Origin of the sequence: Streptomyces laurentii (assembly GCF_040635425.1) — a bacterium.
GTDB lineage: Bacteria > Actinomycetota > Actinomycetes > Streptomycetales > Streptomycetaceae > Streptomyces > Streptomyces laurentii.
Window position 1 is genome coordinate 1 of the sequence record NZ_JBEYHT010000005.1, and the last position, 16704, is coordinate 16704.

The 16704-nt window shown below is 73.9% G+C and carries 18 protein-coding genes; 14 read left to right on the forward strand and 4 right to left on the reverse strand.

Features of this window, described 5'->3' with window-relative positions:
- Together ABZ693_RS04555 and ABZ693_RS04560 are read right to left on the reverse strand one after the other, a co-directional pair.
- The coding region (locus tag ABZ693_RS04555; RefSeq protein WP_359873288.1) for a hypothetical protein at positions 1-254 on the reverse strand (254 nt) is incomplete at its 3' end.
- 587 nt (positions 255-841) lie between these two features.
- On the reverse strand, positions 842-967 hold the full coding sequence (locus ABZ693_RS04560) for a hypothetical protein (RefSeq protein WP_359873290.1): 126 nt from the start codon (positions 965-967) through the stop codon (positions 842-844).
- A gap of 401 nt (positions 968-1368) precedes the next feature.
- On the opposite strand from ABZ693_RS04560, the gene ectA reads away from it, so the two are divergent.
- From ectA to ABZ693_RS04610, 10 genes are all read left to right on the forward strand, one after another.
- Positions 1369-1905 (forward strand): diaminobutyrate acetyltransferase, encoded by a 537-nt coding sequence (gene ectA / locus ABZ693_RS04565; RefSeq protein WP_359873292.1) that lies wholly within the window; start codon positions 1369-1371, stop codon positions 1903-1905.
- A gap of 128 nt (positions 1906-2033) precedes the next feature.
- Positions 2034-3320, forward strand: a complete 1287-nt coding sequence (gene ectB / locus ABZ693_RS04570) for a diaminobutyrate--2-oxoglutarate transaminase (protein ID WP_359873294.1) — start codon at positions 2034-2036, stop codon at positions 3318-3320.
- A 53-nt stretch (positions 3321-3373) separates the two neighbouring features.
- The gene (locus tag ABZ693_RS04575; protein ID WP_359873296.1) at positions 3374-3805 is read left to right on the forward strand and encodes an ectoine synthase; all 432 of its coding nucleotides are present in this window, start codon (positions 3374-3376) and stop codon (positions 3803-3805) included.
- A 74-nt stretch (positions 3806-3879) separates the two neighbouring features.
- Positions 3880-4779 (forward strand): ectoine hydroxylase, encoded by a 900-nt coding sequence (gene thpD / locus ABZ693_RS04580; protein ID WP_359873297.1) that lies wholly within the window; start codon positions 3880-3882, stop codon positions 4777-4779.
- Positions 4780-4879: 100 nt separating this feature from the next.
- The gene (ehuB, locus tag ABZ693_RS04585) at positions 4880-5800 is read left to right on the forward strand and encodes an ectoine/hydroxyectoine ABC transporter substrate-binding protein EhuB (RefSeq protein ID WP_359873299.1); all 921 of its coding nucleotides are present in this window, start codon (positions 4880-4882) and stop codon (positions 5798-5800) included.
- A gap of 116 nt (positions 5801-5916) precedes the next feature.
- Complete coding sequence (gene ehuC / locus ABZ693_RS04590; protein ID WP_359873589.1) at positions 5917-6591, forward strand: ectoine/hydroxyectoine ABC transporter permease subunit EhuC; 675 nt, start codon at positions 5917-5919, stop codon at positions 6589-6591.
- Positions 6591-7226: an ectoine/hydroxyectoine ABC transporter permease subunit EhuD gene (gene ehuD / locus ABZ693_RS04595; protein WP_359873301.1), complete on the forward strand. Its 636-nt coding sequence runs from the start codon at positions 6591-6593 to the stop codon at positions 7224-7226. Before ehuC ends, ehuD begins: the two co-directional genes overlap by 1 nt.
- Positions 7227-7239: 13 nt before the next feature.
- Positions 7240-8133, forward strand: a complete 894-nt coding sequence (gene ehuA / locus ABZ693_RS04600; RefSeq protein ID WP_359873303.1) for an ectoine/hydroxyectoine ABC transporter ATP-binding protein EhuA — start codon at positions 7240-7242, stop codon at positions 8131-8133.
- A 166-nt stretch (positions 8134-8299) separates the two neighbouring features.
- Entirely contained in the window at positions 8300-10492 is a 2193-nt protein-coding gene (locus tag ABZ693_RS04605) for a CASTOR/POLLUX-related putative ion channel (protein ID WP_359873305.1), read from the forward strand.
- Positions 10493-10680: 188 nt separating this feature from the next.
- Positions 10681-11382: a LamG domain-containing protein gene (locus ABZ693_RS04610; RefSeq protein ID WP_359873307.1), complete on the forward strand. Its 702-nt coding sequence runs from the start codon at positions 10681-10683 to the stop codon at positions 11380-11382.
- Positions 11383-11388: 6 nt separating this feature from the next.
- On the opposite strand, the gene ABZ693_RS04615 is transcribed toward ABZ693_RS04610, so the two are convergent.
- Complete coding sequence (locus tag ABZ693_RS04615; RefSeq protein ID WP_359873309.1) at positions 11389-12009, reverse strand: HPP family protein; 621 nt, start codon at positions 12007-12009, stop codon at positions 11389-11391.
- Between the two features lie 311 nt (positions 12010-12320).
- Between ABZ693_RS04615 and ABZ693_RS04620 the strand changes: the two genes are divergently transcribed.
- The 4 genes from ABZ693_RS04620 (at position 12321) to ABZ693_RS04635 (ending at position 15284) form a co-directional block, all read left to right on the forward strand.
- Positions 12321-13130, forward strand: coding sequence for an N-formylglutamate amidohydrolase (locus ABZ693_RS04620; RefSeq protein WP_359873314.1), 810 nt, complete (start codon positions 12321-12323; stop codon positions 13128-13130).
- Positions 13131-13193: 63 nt separating this feature from the next.
- The gene (locus tag ABZ693_RS04625; RefSeq protein WP_359873316.1) at positions 13194-13448 is read left to right on the forward strand and encodes a DUF6296 family protein; all 255 of its coding nucleotides are present in this window, start codon (positions 13194-13196) and stop codon (positions 13446-13448) included.
- A gap of 48 nt (positions 13449-13496) precedes the next feature.
- Positions 13497-13829, forward strand: coding sequence for a hypothetical protein (locus ABZ693_RS04630; protein ID WP_359873318.1), 333 nt, complete (start codon positions 13497-13499; stop codon positions 13827-13829).
- Between the two features lie 135 nt (positions 13830-13964).
- Complete coding sequence (locus tag ABZ693_RS04635) at positions 13965-15284, forward strand: FAD-dependent oxidoreductase (protein WP_359873320.1); 1320 nt, start codon at positions 13965-13967, stop codon at positions 15282-15284.
- Positions 15285-15350: 66 nt separating this feature from the next.
- Here ABZ693_RS04635 and ABZ693_RS04640 read toward each other — a convergent pair whose 3' ends face one another.
- Positions 15351-16700: a carbohydrate-binding protein gene (locus tag ABZ693_RS04640; protein ID WP_359873322.1), complete on the reverse strand. Its 1350-nt coding sequence runs from the start codon at positions 16698-16700 to the stop codon at positions 15351-15353.
- Positions 16701-16704: the final 4 nt, after the last annotated feature.

Here is a 16704-nt window from a genome sequence, read left to right on the forward strand (position 1 = left end):
ACAGCTGACATTTCCTCCGGCGTCACACGTCCCCAACGACACACCAAACCCGCAGGACACGCAACACCAACACGAACCTGACCAAGCCCTACTAGTTGCCCCAGTCTTGACTCCTCTCCAGCCTGTCTCTGGACCATGCTGTTGTAGGTGCCGTTCAGCGAGCAGTAGATGGCGTCCTTGAGTGGGGCGGGATTGGTCGGATCAGGTTCGACCCGAACCCCGACTGCCTTGATCGTGGATTTCGGGTTCGCCACCCTCCCCAACCCACCTCGTATCTCACCTGCGGAGTCCGGCCTGGCCTCACTGTCGCCTCGCCTTTCCCGCAGTACCAGTCCGGCTTGTCCTCTTTCACGGGGATGGGTGACTCGTCCACGTAATCGATGAGCGACACACTCTCCACCAGCCCACTTTCCGTCACATCAACGGGCTCGCCGCTTCCATCGACCGGCTGGACGCTGACGACGACTCCGATGATCGGGGACGCCTCTCCTTGCCGCCCACCCGTGTCAAGCACCACCGAGATCTTCGACACGGACGCCCACATCGCCGCCATTCCGTCCTCCTCTGCTGGAAGTCTCCATCGAACCGAGAACCGACCCCGCACACACCCGTCCGCCGTCGGCGCCTCCAGCGGCCACCTGCGGTGAGGCAAGGCGGTGGACAGGAGAAGGAACCCGCACTCCCCATCCCAGGCCGGCAGCTCCAACGGGACGTCCCAGCCAAGTCCGATGCCGGCTCCCCGATCATCGCCCGCCGCACGCCGCCGGGCGTGGCTACACTCCCGCCCGCTGGGCCACCAGAGCACAACGGACCCCATACGGAGCACACGCGGAAACGTCCATCAGCCGTGACCGAAGGTCACCGACACCGACCGCCGTGCGTAGTGCCCCAGGGGCTCGGACTCGACCTCGTCGTCCTCGTCCAGTTCCACCCGGGATACCAGCGGAACGTCTTCGCGGCGCCACATCCGTGAACACCTGGAGCGGCCCGCGCCCTCATGGGCGCTCGACGGCGCACTGTGTGCGCCGCGGCGAAGCGTGGTTCGGGCGAGGAGGTCCGTGAGACGGCCGACTCGGGTGCGCACGACCGCCGCGCGCCGGTTCCCAACCCCTACGCCTCACCCCTCCGGCCGCCCCCAAACCCGAATGACACGCACGTCTCACGCCGCACGCACGAGTCACCACCTTCATCAGGAGCCGTTACCCAGCCGTTATAAACGGGCATTTCATTCGCATTCCTCCCTGTTTCCCACGCCGCCTCGGCGGGAATTCCGCGCGGCGACGGCTCGCGCGACTATCACTCCCCTCGGACGCCCACAACCCCGCCTCGCCAGGAAGTTCGCCGACCCGCTCGGTAGCTTCGGCCCCCATGACCACAGCACACCCGATCTCCGCGCTCACCGGCCTCGACATCGGTCCGGCCCAGCTCAGGGACGGTGCCGACCTCTGGCGGCTCGCCCGTGACGCGGGCGGACTCGACGTCAACTCGCCCTACAGCTACCTGTTGTGGTGCCGGGACTTCGCCGGGACGACGGCCGTCGCACGCGACGACGCGGGGCGGGCGGTCGGGTTCATCACCGGCTATCTGCGGCCGGAGGCTCCGGGGGCACTGTTCGTGTGGCAGGTCGCCGTCGAGGATTCGTACCGCGGAACCGGGGTAGCCGGAGCACTGCTCGACGCTCTGGCCGCCCGTGTGGCGGCCGGACCCGGGCTCGTCCGGATCGAGGCGACGGTCACCCCGGGAAACGTGGCCTCCGACCGGATGTTCCGCTCGTTCGCCCGCCGGCACGGCGCCGGTGTGATCCGGGAGGTCCTGTTTCCGTCCGCCGCGTTCCCCGGGACGGCCGACGCCGACGACACCCACGAGCCCGAACTGCTGTATTCCATCGGCCCCTTGTCGTTCTGACCATGGACCTGCACCCCCATCCGGCCTGCACCCGAGCAGATTTGACGACACATCAGGCTTCCAGGGCGTCGCACCGCCACGCCCCTCATCCACCCCCCACCGCCACCGAACCGATTGCGGGAGTACGCGTGACCACCCTCAGCCCCCTCGTCCCCTCCGTCTTCGAGACCGTCGAGTCGGAGGTGCGCAGCTACTGCCGCGCCTGGCCCGTCGTCTTCGAACGGGCCAGCGGCAGCCGGCTGCACGACGAGCACGGGCGGCCCTTCCTCGACTTCTTCGCCGGCGCCGGCTCGCTCAACTACGGCCACAACAACCCCGTCCTCAAGCGGGCGTTGCTCGACTATCTCGCCTCCGACGGCATCACGCACGGCCTCGACATGTCGACCACCGCCAAACGCGACTTCCTGGAGGCCTTCCGCGCGACCGTCCTCGAACCCCGCGCCCTGCCCTACAAGGTGATGTTCCCCGGGCCGACCGGCACCAACGCCGTCGAGGCCGCGCTCAAGCTGGCCCGCAAGGTGACCGGACGGGAGACCGTCGTCTCCTTCACCAACGCCTTCCACGGCATGTCGCTCGGCTCGCTCGCCGTCACCGGCAACTCCGCCAAGCGCGCCGGCGCCGGGGTGCCGCTGCCGCACGCCACCCGGATGCCGTACGACCGGTACCTCGACGGGGCGATGCCGGACTTCCTGTGGTTCGAGCGGATGCTGGCCGACCCCGGCTCCGGCCTGGACCACCCGGCGGCCGTGATCGTCGAGACGGTGCAGGGCGAGGGCGGCATCAACGTGGCGCGCGCCGAGTGGCTGCGCGGGCTCGCCGACCTGTGCCGGCGCCACGACATGCTGCTCGTCGTCGACGACATCCAGATGGGCTGCGGCCGCACCGGCGACTTCTTCTCCTTCGAGGAGGCCGGGATCACGCCCGACATCGTCACCCTGTCGAAGTCCATCAGCGGCTACGGCCTGCCGATGGCGCTCTGCCTGTTCCGCCCGGAGCTGGACGTGTGGCAGCCGGGCGAGCACAACGGCACCTTCCGCGGCAACAACCCGGCCTTCGTCACCGCCACCGCCGCCCTCGACGCGTACTGGCGCGACAGCACGCTGCGCGACCGCACCCTCGGCCGGGCCGCGCGCGTCGAGCAGGCGCTGAGCGAGCTGTGCGGCGACGACGGACGGACCGCGCTCGGGTACCGGGGCCGCGGCCTCGTCTGGGGCCTGGAGTTCGCCGACGGCGAGCGGGCCGCGGCCGTGTGCCGGCGGGCCTTCGAACTCGGGCTGCTCCTGGAGACCTCCGGCCCGTACGACGAGGTGGTCAAGCTGCTGCCGCCGCTCACCGCGACCGACGACGAGCTCGACGAGGGACTCGGCGTCCTGACCCGCGCGGTGCGGCACACCGCCGGCCGGGCCGCGAGCTGACCCGCACCCCGTATCCCCCACCCCCGCACCCCCTTCGTAGGAGAGGACCCATCATGATCGTCCGTAGCTTCGCCGACATCGAGGGCACCGACCGGCACGTCCGCGCCGCCTCCGGCACCTGGGAGAGCAAGCGCATCGTGCTCGCCCGCGAGCGCGTCGGCTTCTCCCTGCACGAGACCGTGCTGTACGCCGGGACCGAGACGTCCATGTGGTACGCGAACCACGTCGAGGCCGTCGTCTGCACCGAGGGCGAGGCCGAGCTCACCGACCACGAGACGGGCCGCACCCACACGATCGTGCCCGGCACGATGTACCTGCTCGACGGGCACGAGCGGCACACCCTCAAGGTTCTGCGGGACTTCCGCTGTCTGTGCGTCTTCAACCCGCCCGTCACGGGCCGCGAGGACCACGACGAGAACGGCGTGTACCCGCTCCTCACCGAGCCGGACCCCGAGCCCGAGGCGGACGCCGCCGCCCAGAGCTGACGTCCCCCTCTTCCCCCTCTTCCCCCCCTTCCCTCCCCCGTCCCGGCATCCGTGAAAGGAAGGCAGTCCCACCCATGGCCTCCGCCCCGACCCGTCCCATCGACCTCTACCCGACCCGCGGCTCCGAGGAGGCGCTCGTCGGCCGCAAGGACCCCGTCGTCTGGTCCGCCCCCGGCACCCCCGGCCCGTTCTGGGCCCGGGAGCTGGAGGAGTACGAGCGCGACGGCTTCGTCACCGTCGACGAGCTCGTGACCGCCGACGAGGTCGTCACCCTGCGGACCGAACTGGACCGGCTGGTCACGGATCCGGCCGTACGGCAGGACGAGCGGGCGATCGTGGAGCCGCACTCGCGGGAGATCCGCTCCGTCTTCGAGGTGCACCGGATCAGCGAGGTCTTCGCCGCGCTCGCCGCCGATCCGCGGGTCGCCGGGCGGGCCCGGCAGATCCTCGGTTCGGACGTGTACGTCCACCAGTCGCGCGTCAACGTCAAGCCCGGCTTCGGCGCCAGCGGCTTCTACTGGCACTCCGACTTCGAGACCTGGCACGCCGAGGACGGACTGCCGCAGATGCGGACCGTGTCGGTGTCGATCGCGCTGACCGCGAACTACGCCACCAACGGCAGCCTGATGATCATGCCGGGCTCGCACCGGACGTTCCTCGGCTGCGCCGGCGCCACCCCGAAGGACAACTACAAGCAGTCCTTGCAGATGCAGGACGCCGGGACGCCGTCGCACGAGGCCCTGGGCACGTTCGCCGACGCCTGCGGGATCCGCCAGTTCACCGGGCCCGCGGGCTCCGCGACCTGGTTCGACTGCAACGCCATGCACGGCTCGGGCGACAACATCACCCCGTACCCGCGCAGCAATGTGTTCTTCGTCTTCAACAGTGTCGAGAACCGGCCGGAGGCGCCGTTCGCCGCACCCGTGCGGCGCCCGTCCTTCATCGCCTCGCGCGAGTTCACTCCCGTCGGGTGACCCGCGGGCCGGGACCGGGGCCGCGGGCTGCGGCCCCGGTCCCGGCCCGCGGTCTTCCCGCACCCCCGGTTTCTCGTCCCCTCCTTACGGAAGGACCCCTATGTCCCGTCCCATACGTCTCGACCGGCGTGGCTTCCTCTCCCTGGCCTCCGCCTGCGGGGTCGCCGGAGTGCTGACCGCGTGCAGCCGCACCGAGGTCGGCTCGGGCGCCCCGAAGGAGGACGCCGGACTGCTCGCGAGGCTGCGTGACCAGGGCTTCGTCCGGGTGGGGTTCGCCGGCGAGGCGCCGTACGGCTTCCAGGACGGAGGCGAGCTCGCCGGTGAGGCGCCGACGCTGCACCGCGAGGTCTTCAAGGCGCTCGGCGTACCCGAACTACGGCCGACGCTCACCGAGTTCGGCGCCCTGATCCCGGGGCTGCTGGCCGGCCGGTTCGACGTGGTGAGCGCGGGCATGTCGATCACCCCCGACCGGTGTGGCAAGGTCATCTTCTCGGAGCCCGAGTTCGTGTCCACGACGGCGCTGATGGTCCGCGAGGGCAACCCCAAGCGGCTCACCGACTTCGCGTCCTGCGCGCGGGCCGGGGCCACGGTCGGGGTGCTCACCGCCGCCGTGGAGGCGGGCTACGCGAAGGCGGCGGGGGTCGGTGACGGGCATGTGAAGACACTGGCCAAGCAGCAGGACGGGCTCGACGCGCTGCTGGCCGGCCGGATCGACGCCTTCGCGCTGACCGCGATCTCGCTGCGCTGGCTCGCCCGGACGAACAAGGGCGCGGCGGTGGAGGTCACCACGCCGTTCGTACCGGTGGTCGACGGGGCGAAGCAGTGGAGCGCGGGCGGGGCGGTGTTCCGGCCCGGAGCGGAGGCGCTGCGGAAGGCGTTCGACGGCGAGCTGGCGAAGATCACCGGTGATCCGGCGCGCTTCGTCCGGCTGGTCGGCGAGTACGGCTTCACCGAGCGGGAGGCGCCGCCCCGTTCGCTGCGTACGGCCGATCTGTGCAAGCCCGGAGGAGGCCCGGCGTGACGGGTCTCCTGGCGAGGGGGTCCGGTCCGCCGGAGTCCGGCATGGCCGGCCTCGCGGGGCCCGACCTCGCCGGCTCGCACCCGCCCGGGTCGTCGCTGGCGATCTCGGACCTCGCGCTGAGCGACTTCCTGCCGGCGCTCCAGGAGGCCCTGCCCCGGCTGGGGCAGGGGCTGCTGGTCACCCTGGAGGCCACCGTGCTCGGGGCCGCCCTCGCGCTGGTGCTCTCCTACGTACTCGGGCTGATGTCCGGCTCGCGGAGGCTGCCGGTGCGCGGCGGGGCCCGAGTAGTCGTGGAGTTCTTCCGGGGCACGTCGTTGTACGTGCAGTTGTTCTGGCTGTTCTTCGCACTGCCGATGCTCGGATTCCGGCTCGAACCGCTGGCCTGTGCCGTGGCGGCCCTCGGCCTCAACTACGGGGCGTACGGGGCCGAGGTGGTCCGCGGCGCGGTCGCCGCCGTGCCCGCGGCCCAGCGGGAGGCGGCGGTGGCGCTCGGCATGAGGCCGTGGCTGCGGCTGCGCCGCGTGGTGCTGCCGCAGGCGCACCCGCTGATGGTGGCGCCGTTCAAGAACCTGCTGGTGCAGCTGCTGAAGGCGACGCCCCTGCTGTCGCTGGTCACGGTGCCCGATCTCACCTTCGAGATCGACCAGTTGCGCTCGGCGACCGGTAACACCGCCGCCGCGTACCTGCTGTTGCTGGTGGTGTACGGCGTCCTGGCCGGGCTGATCAGCCTGGCGATGAACGCGCTGGAGCGGGCCGCCCGGGCCCGGCTCGGGACGGGAGGTGGTGCGTGATGTGGGACGGGGAGGCGGCCTGGGCCGCGCTGCCGGCCGTACTGGAGGGCTTCGGCATCACGCTCCTCGCGACCGTGCTCGGCTTCGCGGTGGCGGCGCTTCTCGGACTGCTCCTCGCGCTCGTGGGGCGCTCGGCGCCGCGGTGGGTGGCGCTGCCGGTGAACGGGGTCGCCGCGTTCGTGCGGTCGACGCCGCTGCTGGTGCAGCTGTTCGCGGCGTGGGTGCTCGTGCCGGGCCTGGACGCGCTGACGCTGGGCGTCGTGGTGCTCGGTGTGCACTACGGGGCGTATCTGTCGGAGGTGTACCGGGCGGGCATCGAGTCCGTGCCGAAGGGCCAGTGGGAGGCGTGCACGGCGCTGTCGCTGCCGCGGCGGCGCGTGTGGCGGGCCGTGGTGCTGCCGCAGGCGGTGCGCAACGTGCTGCCGCCGCTGGGCAATTACGCCGTCTCCATGTTCAAGGAGACGCCCCTGCTCTCGGTGATCACCGTGCACGAGATGGTGCACGAGGCGAACACGTTCGGCAGTACGCACTTCGCCTATCTGGAGAGTTTCACCCTGGCCGGCGCGGTCTTCCTGCTCGCGAGCTGGCCGACGTCCGTGCTCGTGCGACGACTGGAGGCACGCCTTGCCCAGTGAGAAGGCCCCGCCCATGAAGCAGCCCCCGCCCGCCGACAAGCCCTCGGCGGCGGCCGTACCGCGACCGGTGAGCGTCGCGAAGAACGCGACGTCCGAAACTGCGGGCGGCGGGACGGCGGGCGGCGGGACGGCGGGCGAGGCGGTCCGCTTCGAGCGGGTGACGAAGCGGTACGGGGAACAGGTCGTCCTCGACGGTCTCGACCTGGTGGTCGGGCGCGGCGAGCGGGTGACGCTGATCGGGCCGAGCGGCTCGGGCAAGACGACGATCCTGCGGCTCCTGATGACGCTGGAGCGGGTCACGGAGGGCGTCATCCATGTGGACGGCCGCCCCTACTCGCACATGCCGGCGGGCGGCGCGGACGGCGGCGGGCTGGTACCGGCGAGCGAGCGGTATCTCGCGGAACGCCGGCGCGGGATCGGCATGGTGTTCCAGCACTTCAACCTGTTCCCGCATATGAGCGTCCTCGACAACATCGTCGAGGCGCCGGTGCACGTGCTCGGCGAGAGCCGGGACGCGGCGGCCGCCCGGGCCCGTGAACTGCTCGGCATGGTCGGCCTCGCCGACAAGGCCGGCGCCCGGCCGACCCGGCTGTCCGGCGGCCAGCAGCAGCGGGTGGCGATCGCCCGCGCGCTGGCCATGCGGCCGGAGATCCTGCTGCTCGACGAGGTGACGTCGGCGCTGGACCCGGAGCTGGTGGCGGAGGTGCTCGACGTGCTGCGGGACATCGCGCGGGACACCGACATCACGCTGCTGTGCGTGACGCACGAGATGGGGTTCGCGCGGGACGTCTCCGACCGGATCCTGATGTTCGACCGGGGAAGGATCGTGGAGTCCGGCCCGGCCGGCCGGCTGCTGGACACGCCGGCGCACGAGCGGACGCAGGCGTTCCTGAAGTCGGTCCGCTGACCGGCCGCTGACGGTCCGCCCGGTACGAGGTGCCGGGCGCGCGGTCCCGGGTGCGGGGCACGCCCCCGCACCCGGCTCGAACTCCCGCTTCCTTCCGCCTTGCACGAAAGGATGAACGCACCCCGACCTCCGCGTATCGGGCCCGCCCGGGCGTCACCCTGCTGCCGTGCGTAAGGAGCGCGAGATCACCGTCCCACGGCCACGCCGGCCCGTGGTGGCGGAAGCGCGGGTGGGGCGGGGACGGCCGGCGGGCCGGACCGCGCGGGGCCGGCGGCGGACCGGCAGCCGGGAGCGGCTGCGGTACTGGGTGGACCGGACCGTCGTCCGGGGTGTGTCGGCGCTGGTCGGCTGGCTGGCCCTGGCGTGTCTGGCGGTCGTGACGCCGGCCAGCACGCTCCTGGTGTGGACGGACCGCCGGGCGCCCGAGAGCTTCGGGGGCAAACTGGCGGCGGTGTGGCGTACCGCCGGGCAGACGCTGCGGCTGGGCGGCGAGGCCGGGACGCCGTTGCGGTTCGCGCTGTCGCTGCTGCTCGCGCTGGTGGCCCTGCTGTACGTCTCCACGCTGGTCGGGATCGTGACGTCGGCGCTCACCGAACGGCTGACCGCGCTCCAGCGCGGGCACTCCACGGTGGTGGAGGACGGGCACACGGTGGTCCTCGGCTGGTCCGAGCAGGCGCCGACGGTGGTCGCGGAGGTGCTGGCCGCGCACGCGCAACGGCGGCGGGGCGCGGTCGCGGTCCTGGCCGACCGGGACAAGGCCGAGATGGAGGCGGAGCTGCGCGCGGGCCTGACCGGCGGCGCCGCCCGGGTGCGGCTGCTCTGCCGCAGCGGGCGTCCGGCCGATCCGGTGGCGCTGGCGCGGATCGGGCCCGCGACGGCCGGGGCGGTGGTGGTCCTGCCCTCGGACGGCCGGCCGGAGCCGACGGGGACTTCCGCGCACGACGCGGCGAGCGGTGCGGGCGCGTGGCCGGACGCCGGGGACGCGCAGGTGGTGAAAACGCTGCTGGCGCTGCGCGCCGCGGCCGGCGACGGGGAGCCGGTCCGGGTGGTCGCCGCGGTCCGCGACGGCCGGTTCCGGGACGCCGCCGCACTGGCCGCGGGCGAGGGCGCGACGGTCCTCGACGCGGACGACATCGCGGCGCGGCTCCTGGCGCAGTGCGTCCGCGAGCCCGGTCTGTCGCTGGTCCTGGAGGACCTGCTCGACTTCGCGGGCGCCGAGCTGCACACGCTCCACGATCCCCGGCTCGCCGGACGGCGGTTCGGCGCGGTCCGGGCCGGCTGCCCCGACGCGTGCGCGGTGGGGATCGTACGGGCCGGTGGCGGGCTGCTCCTGAATCCGGCGCCCGGCACGGAGTTCGGGCCCGGTGACGCGCTGGTCGTGGTCGCCGAGGACGGCGGCGCGCGGGCGGTCGGCGGCACGGCAGCGGCCGCCGCCGACCCGTCGGTGATGGTGACGCGGGAGCGCGCCGGGGCCCCGCGCCCGTACCGGGTGGTGGTGCTCGGCTGGAACCGGCGCGGCGCCCGGGTGGTGGGCCTCCTCGCGCGGGGTGCCGCGCCCGGATCCTCCGTGGACGTGTTCGCGCCGGACGGCCGCCTCGGCACGAACGGCGGTGCGTGCGGCGAGGGCCGAGGGGACGGCGGGGACGGCGGGGACGGCGGGGACGGCGGGGACGGCGGCGAGGATCCCGGCACGGTGCCGGTGGTGTTCCACCGGGGCGATCCGCTGGCGGCCGCCACGGTCGGCCGGATCGACGAGCGGTACGACCATGTGGTCGTCCTCGGGCCGGACCGGGCGCCGGGGGCGGACCAGCCGGACGACCACACGCTCGTCACGCTGCTGCAGCTGCGCGCGTGGGAGGCACGGACCGGCCGGGTCCTCCCGCTCGTCGCCGAGCTGGCCGACGAGCGCAGCCGGGCCATCGCGCCGGCCGGCCCCGGCGCGGACCTGGTGGCCGGCGGGCGGCTCGTCGGCCTGCTGATGGCGCAGATCTCGCAGAACGCCGCGCTCGCCGCCGCCTTCGCCGACCTGTTCGCGCCGGGCGGCACCTCCGTACGGCTGTGGCCCGCGGGCGACCTGATCCGTCACGGCGCCGAGGCGTCCTTCGCCACGGTCGTCGCGGCGGCGGCGCGGCAGGGCGCCTGTGCCGTCGGCTACCGCGCGGCGGCCGACGCGGACCGGCCGCCGCGGCACGGCGTACGGCTCAACCCGCCGAAGGGCGAGACGCGGTGCTGGGCCGTCGGGGACGAGGTGATCGTGATCGCCCCGGCGGATCCGGACAGTGCGGACGCTGCGGGCGGCCGGTCCGGCGTGGACGGCTCGGACGGCCTGAACGGTTTGGGCGGCGTCAATCCTGGGTGACGAGTTCTCGACACAAGCCCGGGCTTCCGCATCCGGCCCGATTCGGTGGGCACAAACGCCGGTGACAGAGCGCCGGTGACCGGCGGCCGGTACCGGCGCGGAACCCGACAGCGACGTACGGGCGGCCCGCGCCCACGGTGACGGCGCGGCGGGGCGCCCCGTCGCGCCGAGGGACACGAGGAGCATCCATGACGAGTCTCTCTCCGGCCGGCGAGCCGGTCTTCACCGCCGACTTCGGCTCACGAGAGCAGTGGGTCGCGGGCCGGACCTGGGCGTATCCCCACGGCGGCCCCGTCAATCCGGCGGACGACAAACTCGACCGTCTGGTCGCGGATCCCGCGTACACCCGCGACGGGGTGTTCCGCGCGACCCGCCGTCCCGACGGGCTGTGGGACACGGGGCTGCTGACGACGGAGGACAGTCCCGGGGAGTTCGAGCTGCGCACGGGCGACGTCCTGGAGGCGCGGGTGCGGCTGCCCGAGCGGGCCGGGGCGTGGCCGGCGATCTGGACCTGGCGGGACGGCGGGCACGAGGTCGACGTGTTCGAGTACCACCCCGACAACCCCGACCTGCTGGAACTGTCCAACCGGGTCCGGGGGACGTACCGCTACCACCACTCCCCCTCCGTCTATCCGGGCGCCCGGATCCGGCTGCGCACCGAGTTCGGCGCGCATTCCGTGGTGTGGTGGCTCGACGACGCCCCGATCTTCGCCGACGGGCGTGGCGTCGGCCGGGGCTGGCACGCCTCGCTGATCGTCAGCCTCTCGGTGTGCGCGGGCCGCTATCACCCGGCGCCGTCCCCGGACACGACGGAACTGTCGTACGAGGTCGCCGACCTGCGGGTGTACCGGCCCGACGCCGTCCCTCCGGTCGGGTGGCCGGCGCGGTGACCGGGGTCACCACCAGTAGGCGGGGTACGTCGGCGCGCCGCGGCGGATCCGGGAGACGGCGAGTTCCATCAGGACGAGCACGACCGTGGCTCCGAAGAGCAGCGGGACGAAGCGGGCCGGTGCGGGCGCCTGGAGGCCGATGACCACGGCGGTGGCGCAGGCCGGCGCGTGCGGGGTACGGGCGAGGTGAGTGAGCCCGAGGGTCGCGCCGGCCGCGACGGCCGCGGTCCACGCGCTGGCGCCGGCCACCGCCAGGGCCGCGTAGCCGGCTCCGGCGGCCAGCAGGTGGCCGAGGACGACGCTGCGCGGCTGGGAGAGCGGGAGCGTCGGGGCGCTGTGGACCAGGGCGGCGCTCGCGGCGAGCGGGGGGATCAGGACGGGCTCGTGGAGGAGCGCGCCAAGGGCGACGAGGCCGAGCAGGACGACGGTGACGGCACCGACGCTGTGGAACGCCGCCGCGGGGGCGGGACGGGCGGGGGCGCGGCCGGCCCTGCGGGGACGGGGGACGGCCGGAGCCGGAGCCGGCGGCACGGCCGCGGTCGTGGTCGTGGTCGTGGTCGTGGTCGTGGTCGTGGTCGGACCAGTGGGAATCGTCGTGTTGTCGGGCGCTGCGATGTCGATACTCAAGCTCAGGTGTTTCCGGGTGGGCGGCCTGGGGCCGGGGGAAGCGGGGCGGGGATCGGTGAAAGGGCAGGCGTACGGACCCTGTGAACGACAGCCGGCCCGCCCTCGCGCCACGCCTGCGCCGCCCAGCGGGCGACGCGATCACGACCGATTGTATACAAAGCATGGAAGGGGTGGCCCGCCCCGCGCATCGCTCCCCCACCGTGGAAACGGGCGGATCACGGGGAAGAAGACCACTGGACCCCGCCGGGGAACAGCCCGTCGACCCGCCTGTCCGCACGCCCGCCGTCCAACGCCCAGGGAGCGCGCCCGAGATGACCCCCGAGATGGCCCCCGCCCAGCCGCCGTCCTTCCAGCTGCTCGCCGGAGACCCCGATTCCCCGGTGCTGCTCCATGTGCCGCACTCCTCCCGGGTGGTCCCCCCGGAGGTGCGCGCGGGCCTCCTGCCGGACGACGCGGGGCTGGAGCGGGAACTCGACCACCTCACCGACGCCCGTACCGACGAGATCGCGGCCTGGGCCGCGCGGTCGGCCGTCACGGCGCCCTGGCGGTTCGTCAACCTGCTGTCCCGGCTGGTCGTCGATCCGGAGCGGCTGCCGGACGAACGTGAGGAGATGACGGCCGCCGGAATGGGCGTGGTATACACGCGCACCACCCACCGGGGCGAGCTGCGGCCCGCCGACGTCGACCCCGCGCCCCTCGTGGAGCGCTATTTCACTCCGTACGCCGAGGCCATGACCCGCGCCGTGGACGCGCGGCTCGCGGCGACCGGGCGGGCGGTGATCCTGGACGTCCACTCGTACCCGAAGGCACCGCTCCCGTACGAACTGCACGGCGACGGTCCGCGGCCGCCCGTCTGCCTGGGCACCGACTCCGTCCACACGCCGCCCGCGCTGGTGGCGGCGGCTCGGCGGGCGTTCGCCGGGTTCGGCGCAACGGGCACGGACAGTCCGTTCGCCGGGGCCTACGTGCCTCTGGCCCATCACGGGCGGGATCCGCGGGTCACCGCGCTGATGGTGGAGATCCGCCGCGACCTCTACCTGACGGGCCCCGGCGAGGCCGCCGAGCCCGCGGTGCGGGGCCTCGGCTCGGCCCTCGCGGCGCTCGTCGACGCCGTGTCCTGACCGGCCCGGGGCCGGAATCCCGGCCGCGCGCACGCCCGGACGGGGGACGCGTCCCGGCGTAGAATGAGCCGGGTGAGCTCTCTCCGATACGCGCTGGTCTTCACCGCCGGGGCGGACACCGAGGACGGGACCAGGGACGAGGACGTCGTGGTCGTCGAACGGACCACGGCCACCGGACCGGGCGGCCACCCGGTCTACACGGACCCGACCGGGATCATCCGCGCCGAGATCAGCGCACGCGACGAGGTGCGCGTCCTGGCCTCCGGAGGCCATCAGGAACCGCCCCGGGGCGTGGTGGCCCGGCGCCTGCCCTCCTGAGCCGAGGCCCCGGCCTCGGACACCCCGGACGTCGCCTAAGCTTCCCGGATGACCACGAACGACCCCTCTTCCGCACCGTCCGAGCCGCGCTACGTCCGCGTCACCATCGAACTCGTCGCCGAGATCACCGACGAGCGGGCCCTCAAGGCCGCCGCGCTCGACCAGGTGCGGGACGACGAGTACCTGGACGACGCGGAGCGCGCCCAGTCCGTCGAGGCGATCGAGCTGGACCCGTCCGGTTCCCTCGCCCACTTCATCGACCCGATCGCCCTGCTCGGCTCCGTCCCCGGCGTGGAGCTGACCTCCGCGACCTGGGAGTCCGCCCACACCGAGTACGACGCCGACGAGGAGACCTGGGAGGAGCACTCCCTGGAGGACTGAGCCCGGCCGCCCGGCCCTCGCGGTTCCCGCCCCCCGTCCGCGCGGCCCGCGCGTGTCGCGCGGGGTTCGCGGACCCGGCGGCCGGGCGATAGGTTCCCGGCAAAAGTTCAGCCGGGAACGGACGCAGGGGGTCGCGTGAAACGTGCCGTCGTCATGGGTGGGAGCTACGCGGGGCTGTTCGCCGCGCGGGTGCTGAGCGACGTCGCCGAGGAGGTCGTCGTCCTGGAGGCCGACGACACGATCGGCGCGGACGGGGTCGGGCGGGCGGCGCCGCAGCGGCGGCAGCTGCACGCCCTGCTGGCCATGGGACGCGCCCAGTTGGGGCGCTGGTTCCCGGGGCTCACCGCCGAACTGGTGGCGGGCGGCGCCCGGCTCGGCGAGGGGGACGCGGTCCGGTACTACGTGGACGGGCGGCTCAAGGCCCCGGTCCCGGGGACGCGGATGCTCGGCGTCACCCGCCCGTACCTCGAATCGGCCGTACGCCGCCGGGTCGCCGCGCTGCCGAACGTCCGGCTGACCACCGGGCAGGCCACCGGCCTCGTCCTGGAGCGCGGCCGGGTCCGTGGCGTGGCCACGGCCGCCGGCGAGGTCCTGGAGACGGAATTCGCCGTGGACGCCATGGGCCGGTCCAGCCGGCTCGGCAGCTGGCTGGAGGGCGCGGGCTGGGAGCGGCCGCCGGTCGACCGGATGAGGGTCGACCTCGGATACGCGACGGGCACGTTCCGGCGCGGGGACGAGCTGGGCGAGCTGACCGTCGTCCACTCCGGGCCCGGCCCCGCGACCGGCTACCAGCCGACCCACCTCGAGCCCGGCGGGCTGGTCGCGGTGGAGGGCGCACGCTGGTCGGTGGTCCTCGCCGGCTACGCGGACCTGCGGCCCGGACCGGATCCCGAGGAGTTCCGGGCGCGCATGCGCCGGGCCGTGGAGCCGCTGCGCACGGTGGCCGACGTCTGCGAGATGACGGCCGACGTGACCACGTACCGCTTCGCGGAGAGCCTGCGCCGCGGCTACGGACGGCTCGGGCGCTTCCCGGGCGGTCTGGTGGTCGTCGGGGACGCGCTCGCCAGTGTGAACCCGGTGTACGGACAAGGGCTCACGCTCGCCGCCTTGGAGGCCAACTCGCTTGCCGCGCACCTGCGTTCGGGCGCGGACGCGACGGAACCGGCGTGGGGGTACTTCCGGCGGGCGTCGGCCGTCGTCGGCGCGGCCTGGCAGCTGTCGACCACCGCCGACCTGGCCCAGCCGCATGTGACGGGGCCGTACCCGCCGGGCTACCGGCTGCTGCGGTGGGCGGGCGACCGGATCACGGAGGCGTCGATCGTGGACGCGGAGGTCGGCGCGACGTATCTGAACGTGGTGAACATGATGGAGCACCCGCGCGCCCTCACCCGACCGCGGCTGCTGCTGCAGGCGGCGCGGGCGCTGCTCTCGGAGGCGGGGCGGGACACCCTGTAACAGCTTTTGCGGACCGGGCGCGGGCGCCGGCCGGGGTGAGCGGTGATCCCCCCGGCCGGTGGTGGGTCAGACGCGCTGCCAGATGGCGGGGACGTTCGGCGGCTCCCAGCCCGCCTGCGCCTGGTGGCCCTGGAGACAGCGGTAGGTGGCGCCGCCGTGGGTGACCGTGTCACCGGCCGCGTACACCGTGCCGGCCTTCCAGGTGCCGCGCGGCTGCGGCTCGCCCGGCCCCGGGCCGGGGTCGGTGCCGCTGGTCTTCAGGGTCAGACCGTACCCCTGGAGGATCGGGTTGAGCGGCTGGAAGAAGGTGGTGCCGCCGCTGGAGCAGTCGCCGGTGCCGCCCGAGGTGACGCCCTGGGCCTGGCTGCCGGAGAGGTACGAGCCGCCGGAGTCGCCCGGTTCGGCGCACACCGTCGTCCGGGTCACGCCGGAGACGGTGCCCTCCTGGTAGGTGACGCTGGTGTTGTGCTGCTGGATGGTGCCGCAGTGCCAGCCGGTGGTGGAGCCGGAGCGGCACACCGAGGAGCCGACGGGCTGCGGCACGGAGCCGGTGACCTGGACGTTGGCACCGCCGGATCTCTTGACGTACGGGGTGGCGGTCCAGCTGGAGTTGGCGGCGACCCAGGCCATGTCGTTGCCGGGGAAGATGGACGCCTGGAAGGTGCCTTGGGCAACTTGGTTGAAGCCGCTGGTCGCGGTGCCGGCACGGCCGCAGTGCCCGGCGGTGGCGAAGCCCTGGGTGGCGCCGCGGGTGACCGGGAAGCCGACCGAGCAGCGTCCGCCGCCCATGTAGTACGCGTCGCCGCCGCGGATGTCGTACAGCGGGCGGGGCGCCTCGGTGGCGCGAACCGCCTGGACGAGCGAGCGCGGCACGCCGGCGGCGGCGGCCAGCCGGTCGGCGGCACCGGGGCGGGTCTCCTCGACGACGAGACGGTTGGCGCGGACGTCGACGTAGCGGACCGGGGCCTCGGCGGTGGCGGCCCGGTCGAGGGTGTCCTTGGCGCTTTCCAGACTGGTCAGGCCGTGGGTCACCAGGCGGGCCCGGGCGCCCGTGGCCCGTATCGCGGGCAGGTCGGCGGCCCGGGTGGTGGCCACGGTGAGGGTGGCGGACTCGGGCCCGTCCACCCAGGCGCCGGCGAACCCGCCGCCGAGCCCCTGGCGCAGGCGGGCGGCCGTGGCGCCGGCCTCGGCCTCGTTGGTGAGACGCTCCTCGGCCTGGGGGCGGGTGAGTCCCAGGTCGCGCTGGAGGGCCCGCAGCAGTTCGGGCTGGGCGGCGTCCACGGCGAGCGTGTCGGCGGCGGTACGGGCCGACGCGGGGGCGGGGGCCGCGGCGGCGGGGACGGCCTGGGCGCCGGCCAGCGCCAGTCCGGCGGCGGCCAGCGCTGTGCCGGCCGCCCGGGCGGATCGTCGGAGCATCGGT

What these genes read in the sequence shown, in the direction of transcription:
- ABZ693_RS04610 (WP_359873307.1), top strand. Translation starts at nt 10,681, where the DNA reads ATGACGAGTCTCTCTCCGGCCGGCGAGCCGGTCTTCACCGCCGACTTC.
- ABZ693_RS04575 (WP_359873296.1), top strand. Translation starts at nt 3,374, where the DNA reads ATGATCGTCCGTAGCTTCGCCGACATCGAGGGCACCGACCGGCACGTC.
- ABZ693_RS04630 (WP_359873318.1), top strand. Translation starts at nt 13,497, where the DNA reads ATGACCACGAACGACCCCTCTTCCGCACCGTCCGAGCCGCGCTACGTC.
- ABZ693_RS04560 (WP_359873290.1), bottom strand. Translation starts at nt 967, where the DNA reads ATGTGGCGCCGCGAAGACGTTCCGCTGGTATCCCGGGTGGAACTGGAC.
- ehuA (WP_359873303.1), top strand. Translation starts at nt 7,240, where the DNA reads ATGAAGCAGCCCCCGCCCGCCGACAAGCCCTCGGCGGCGGCCGTACCG.
- ehuB (WP_359873299.1), top strand. Translation starts at nt 4,880, where the DNA reads ATGTCCCGTCCCATACGTCTCGACCGGCGTGGCTTCCTCTCCCTGGCC.
- ehuD (WP_359873301.1), top strand. Translation starts at nt 6,591, where the DNA reads ATGTGGGACGGGGAGGCGGCCTGGGCCGCGCTGCCGGCCGTACTGGAG.
- ectA (WP_359873292.1), top strand. Translation starts at nt 1,369, where the DNA reads ATGACCACAGCACACCCGATCTCCGCGCTCACCGGCCTCGACATCGGT.
- ABZ693_RS04620 (WP_359873314.1), top strand. Translation starts at nt 12,321, where the DNA reads ATGACCCCCGAGATGGCCCCCGCCCAGCCGCCGTCCTTCCAGCTGCTC.
- thpD (WP_359873297.1), top strand. Translation starts at nt 3,880, where the DNA reads ATGGCCTCCGCCCCGACCCGTCCCATCGACCTCTACCCGACCCGCGGC.
- ABZ693_RS04625 (WP_359873316.1), top strand. Translation starts at nt 13,194, where the DNA reads ATGAGCCGGGTGAGCTCTCTCCGATACGCGCTGGTCTTCACCGCCGGG.
- ABZ693_RS04640 (WP_359873322.1), bottom strand. Translation starts at nt 16,700, where the DNA reads ATGCTCCGACGATCCGCCCGGGCGGCCGGCACAGCGCTGGCCGCCGCC.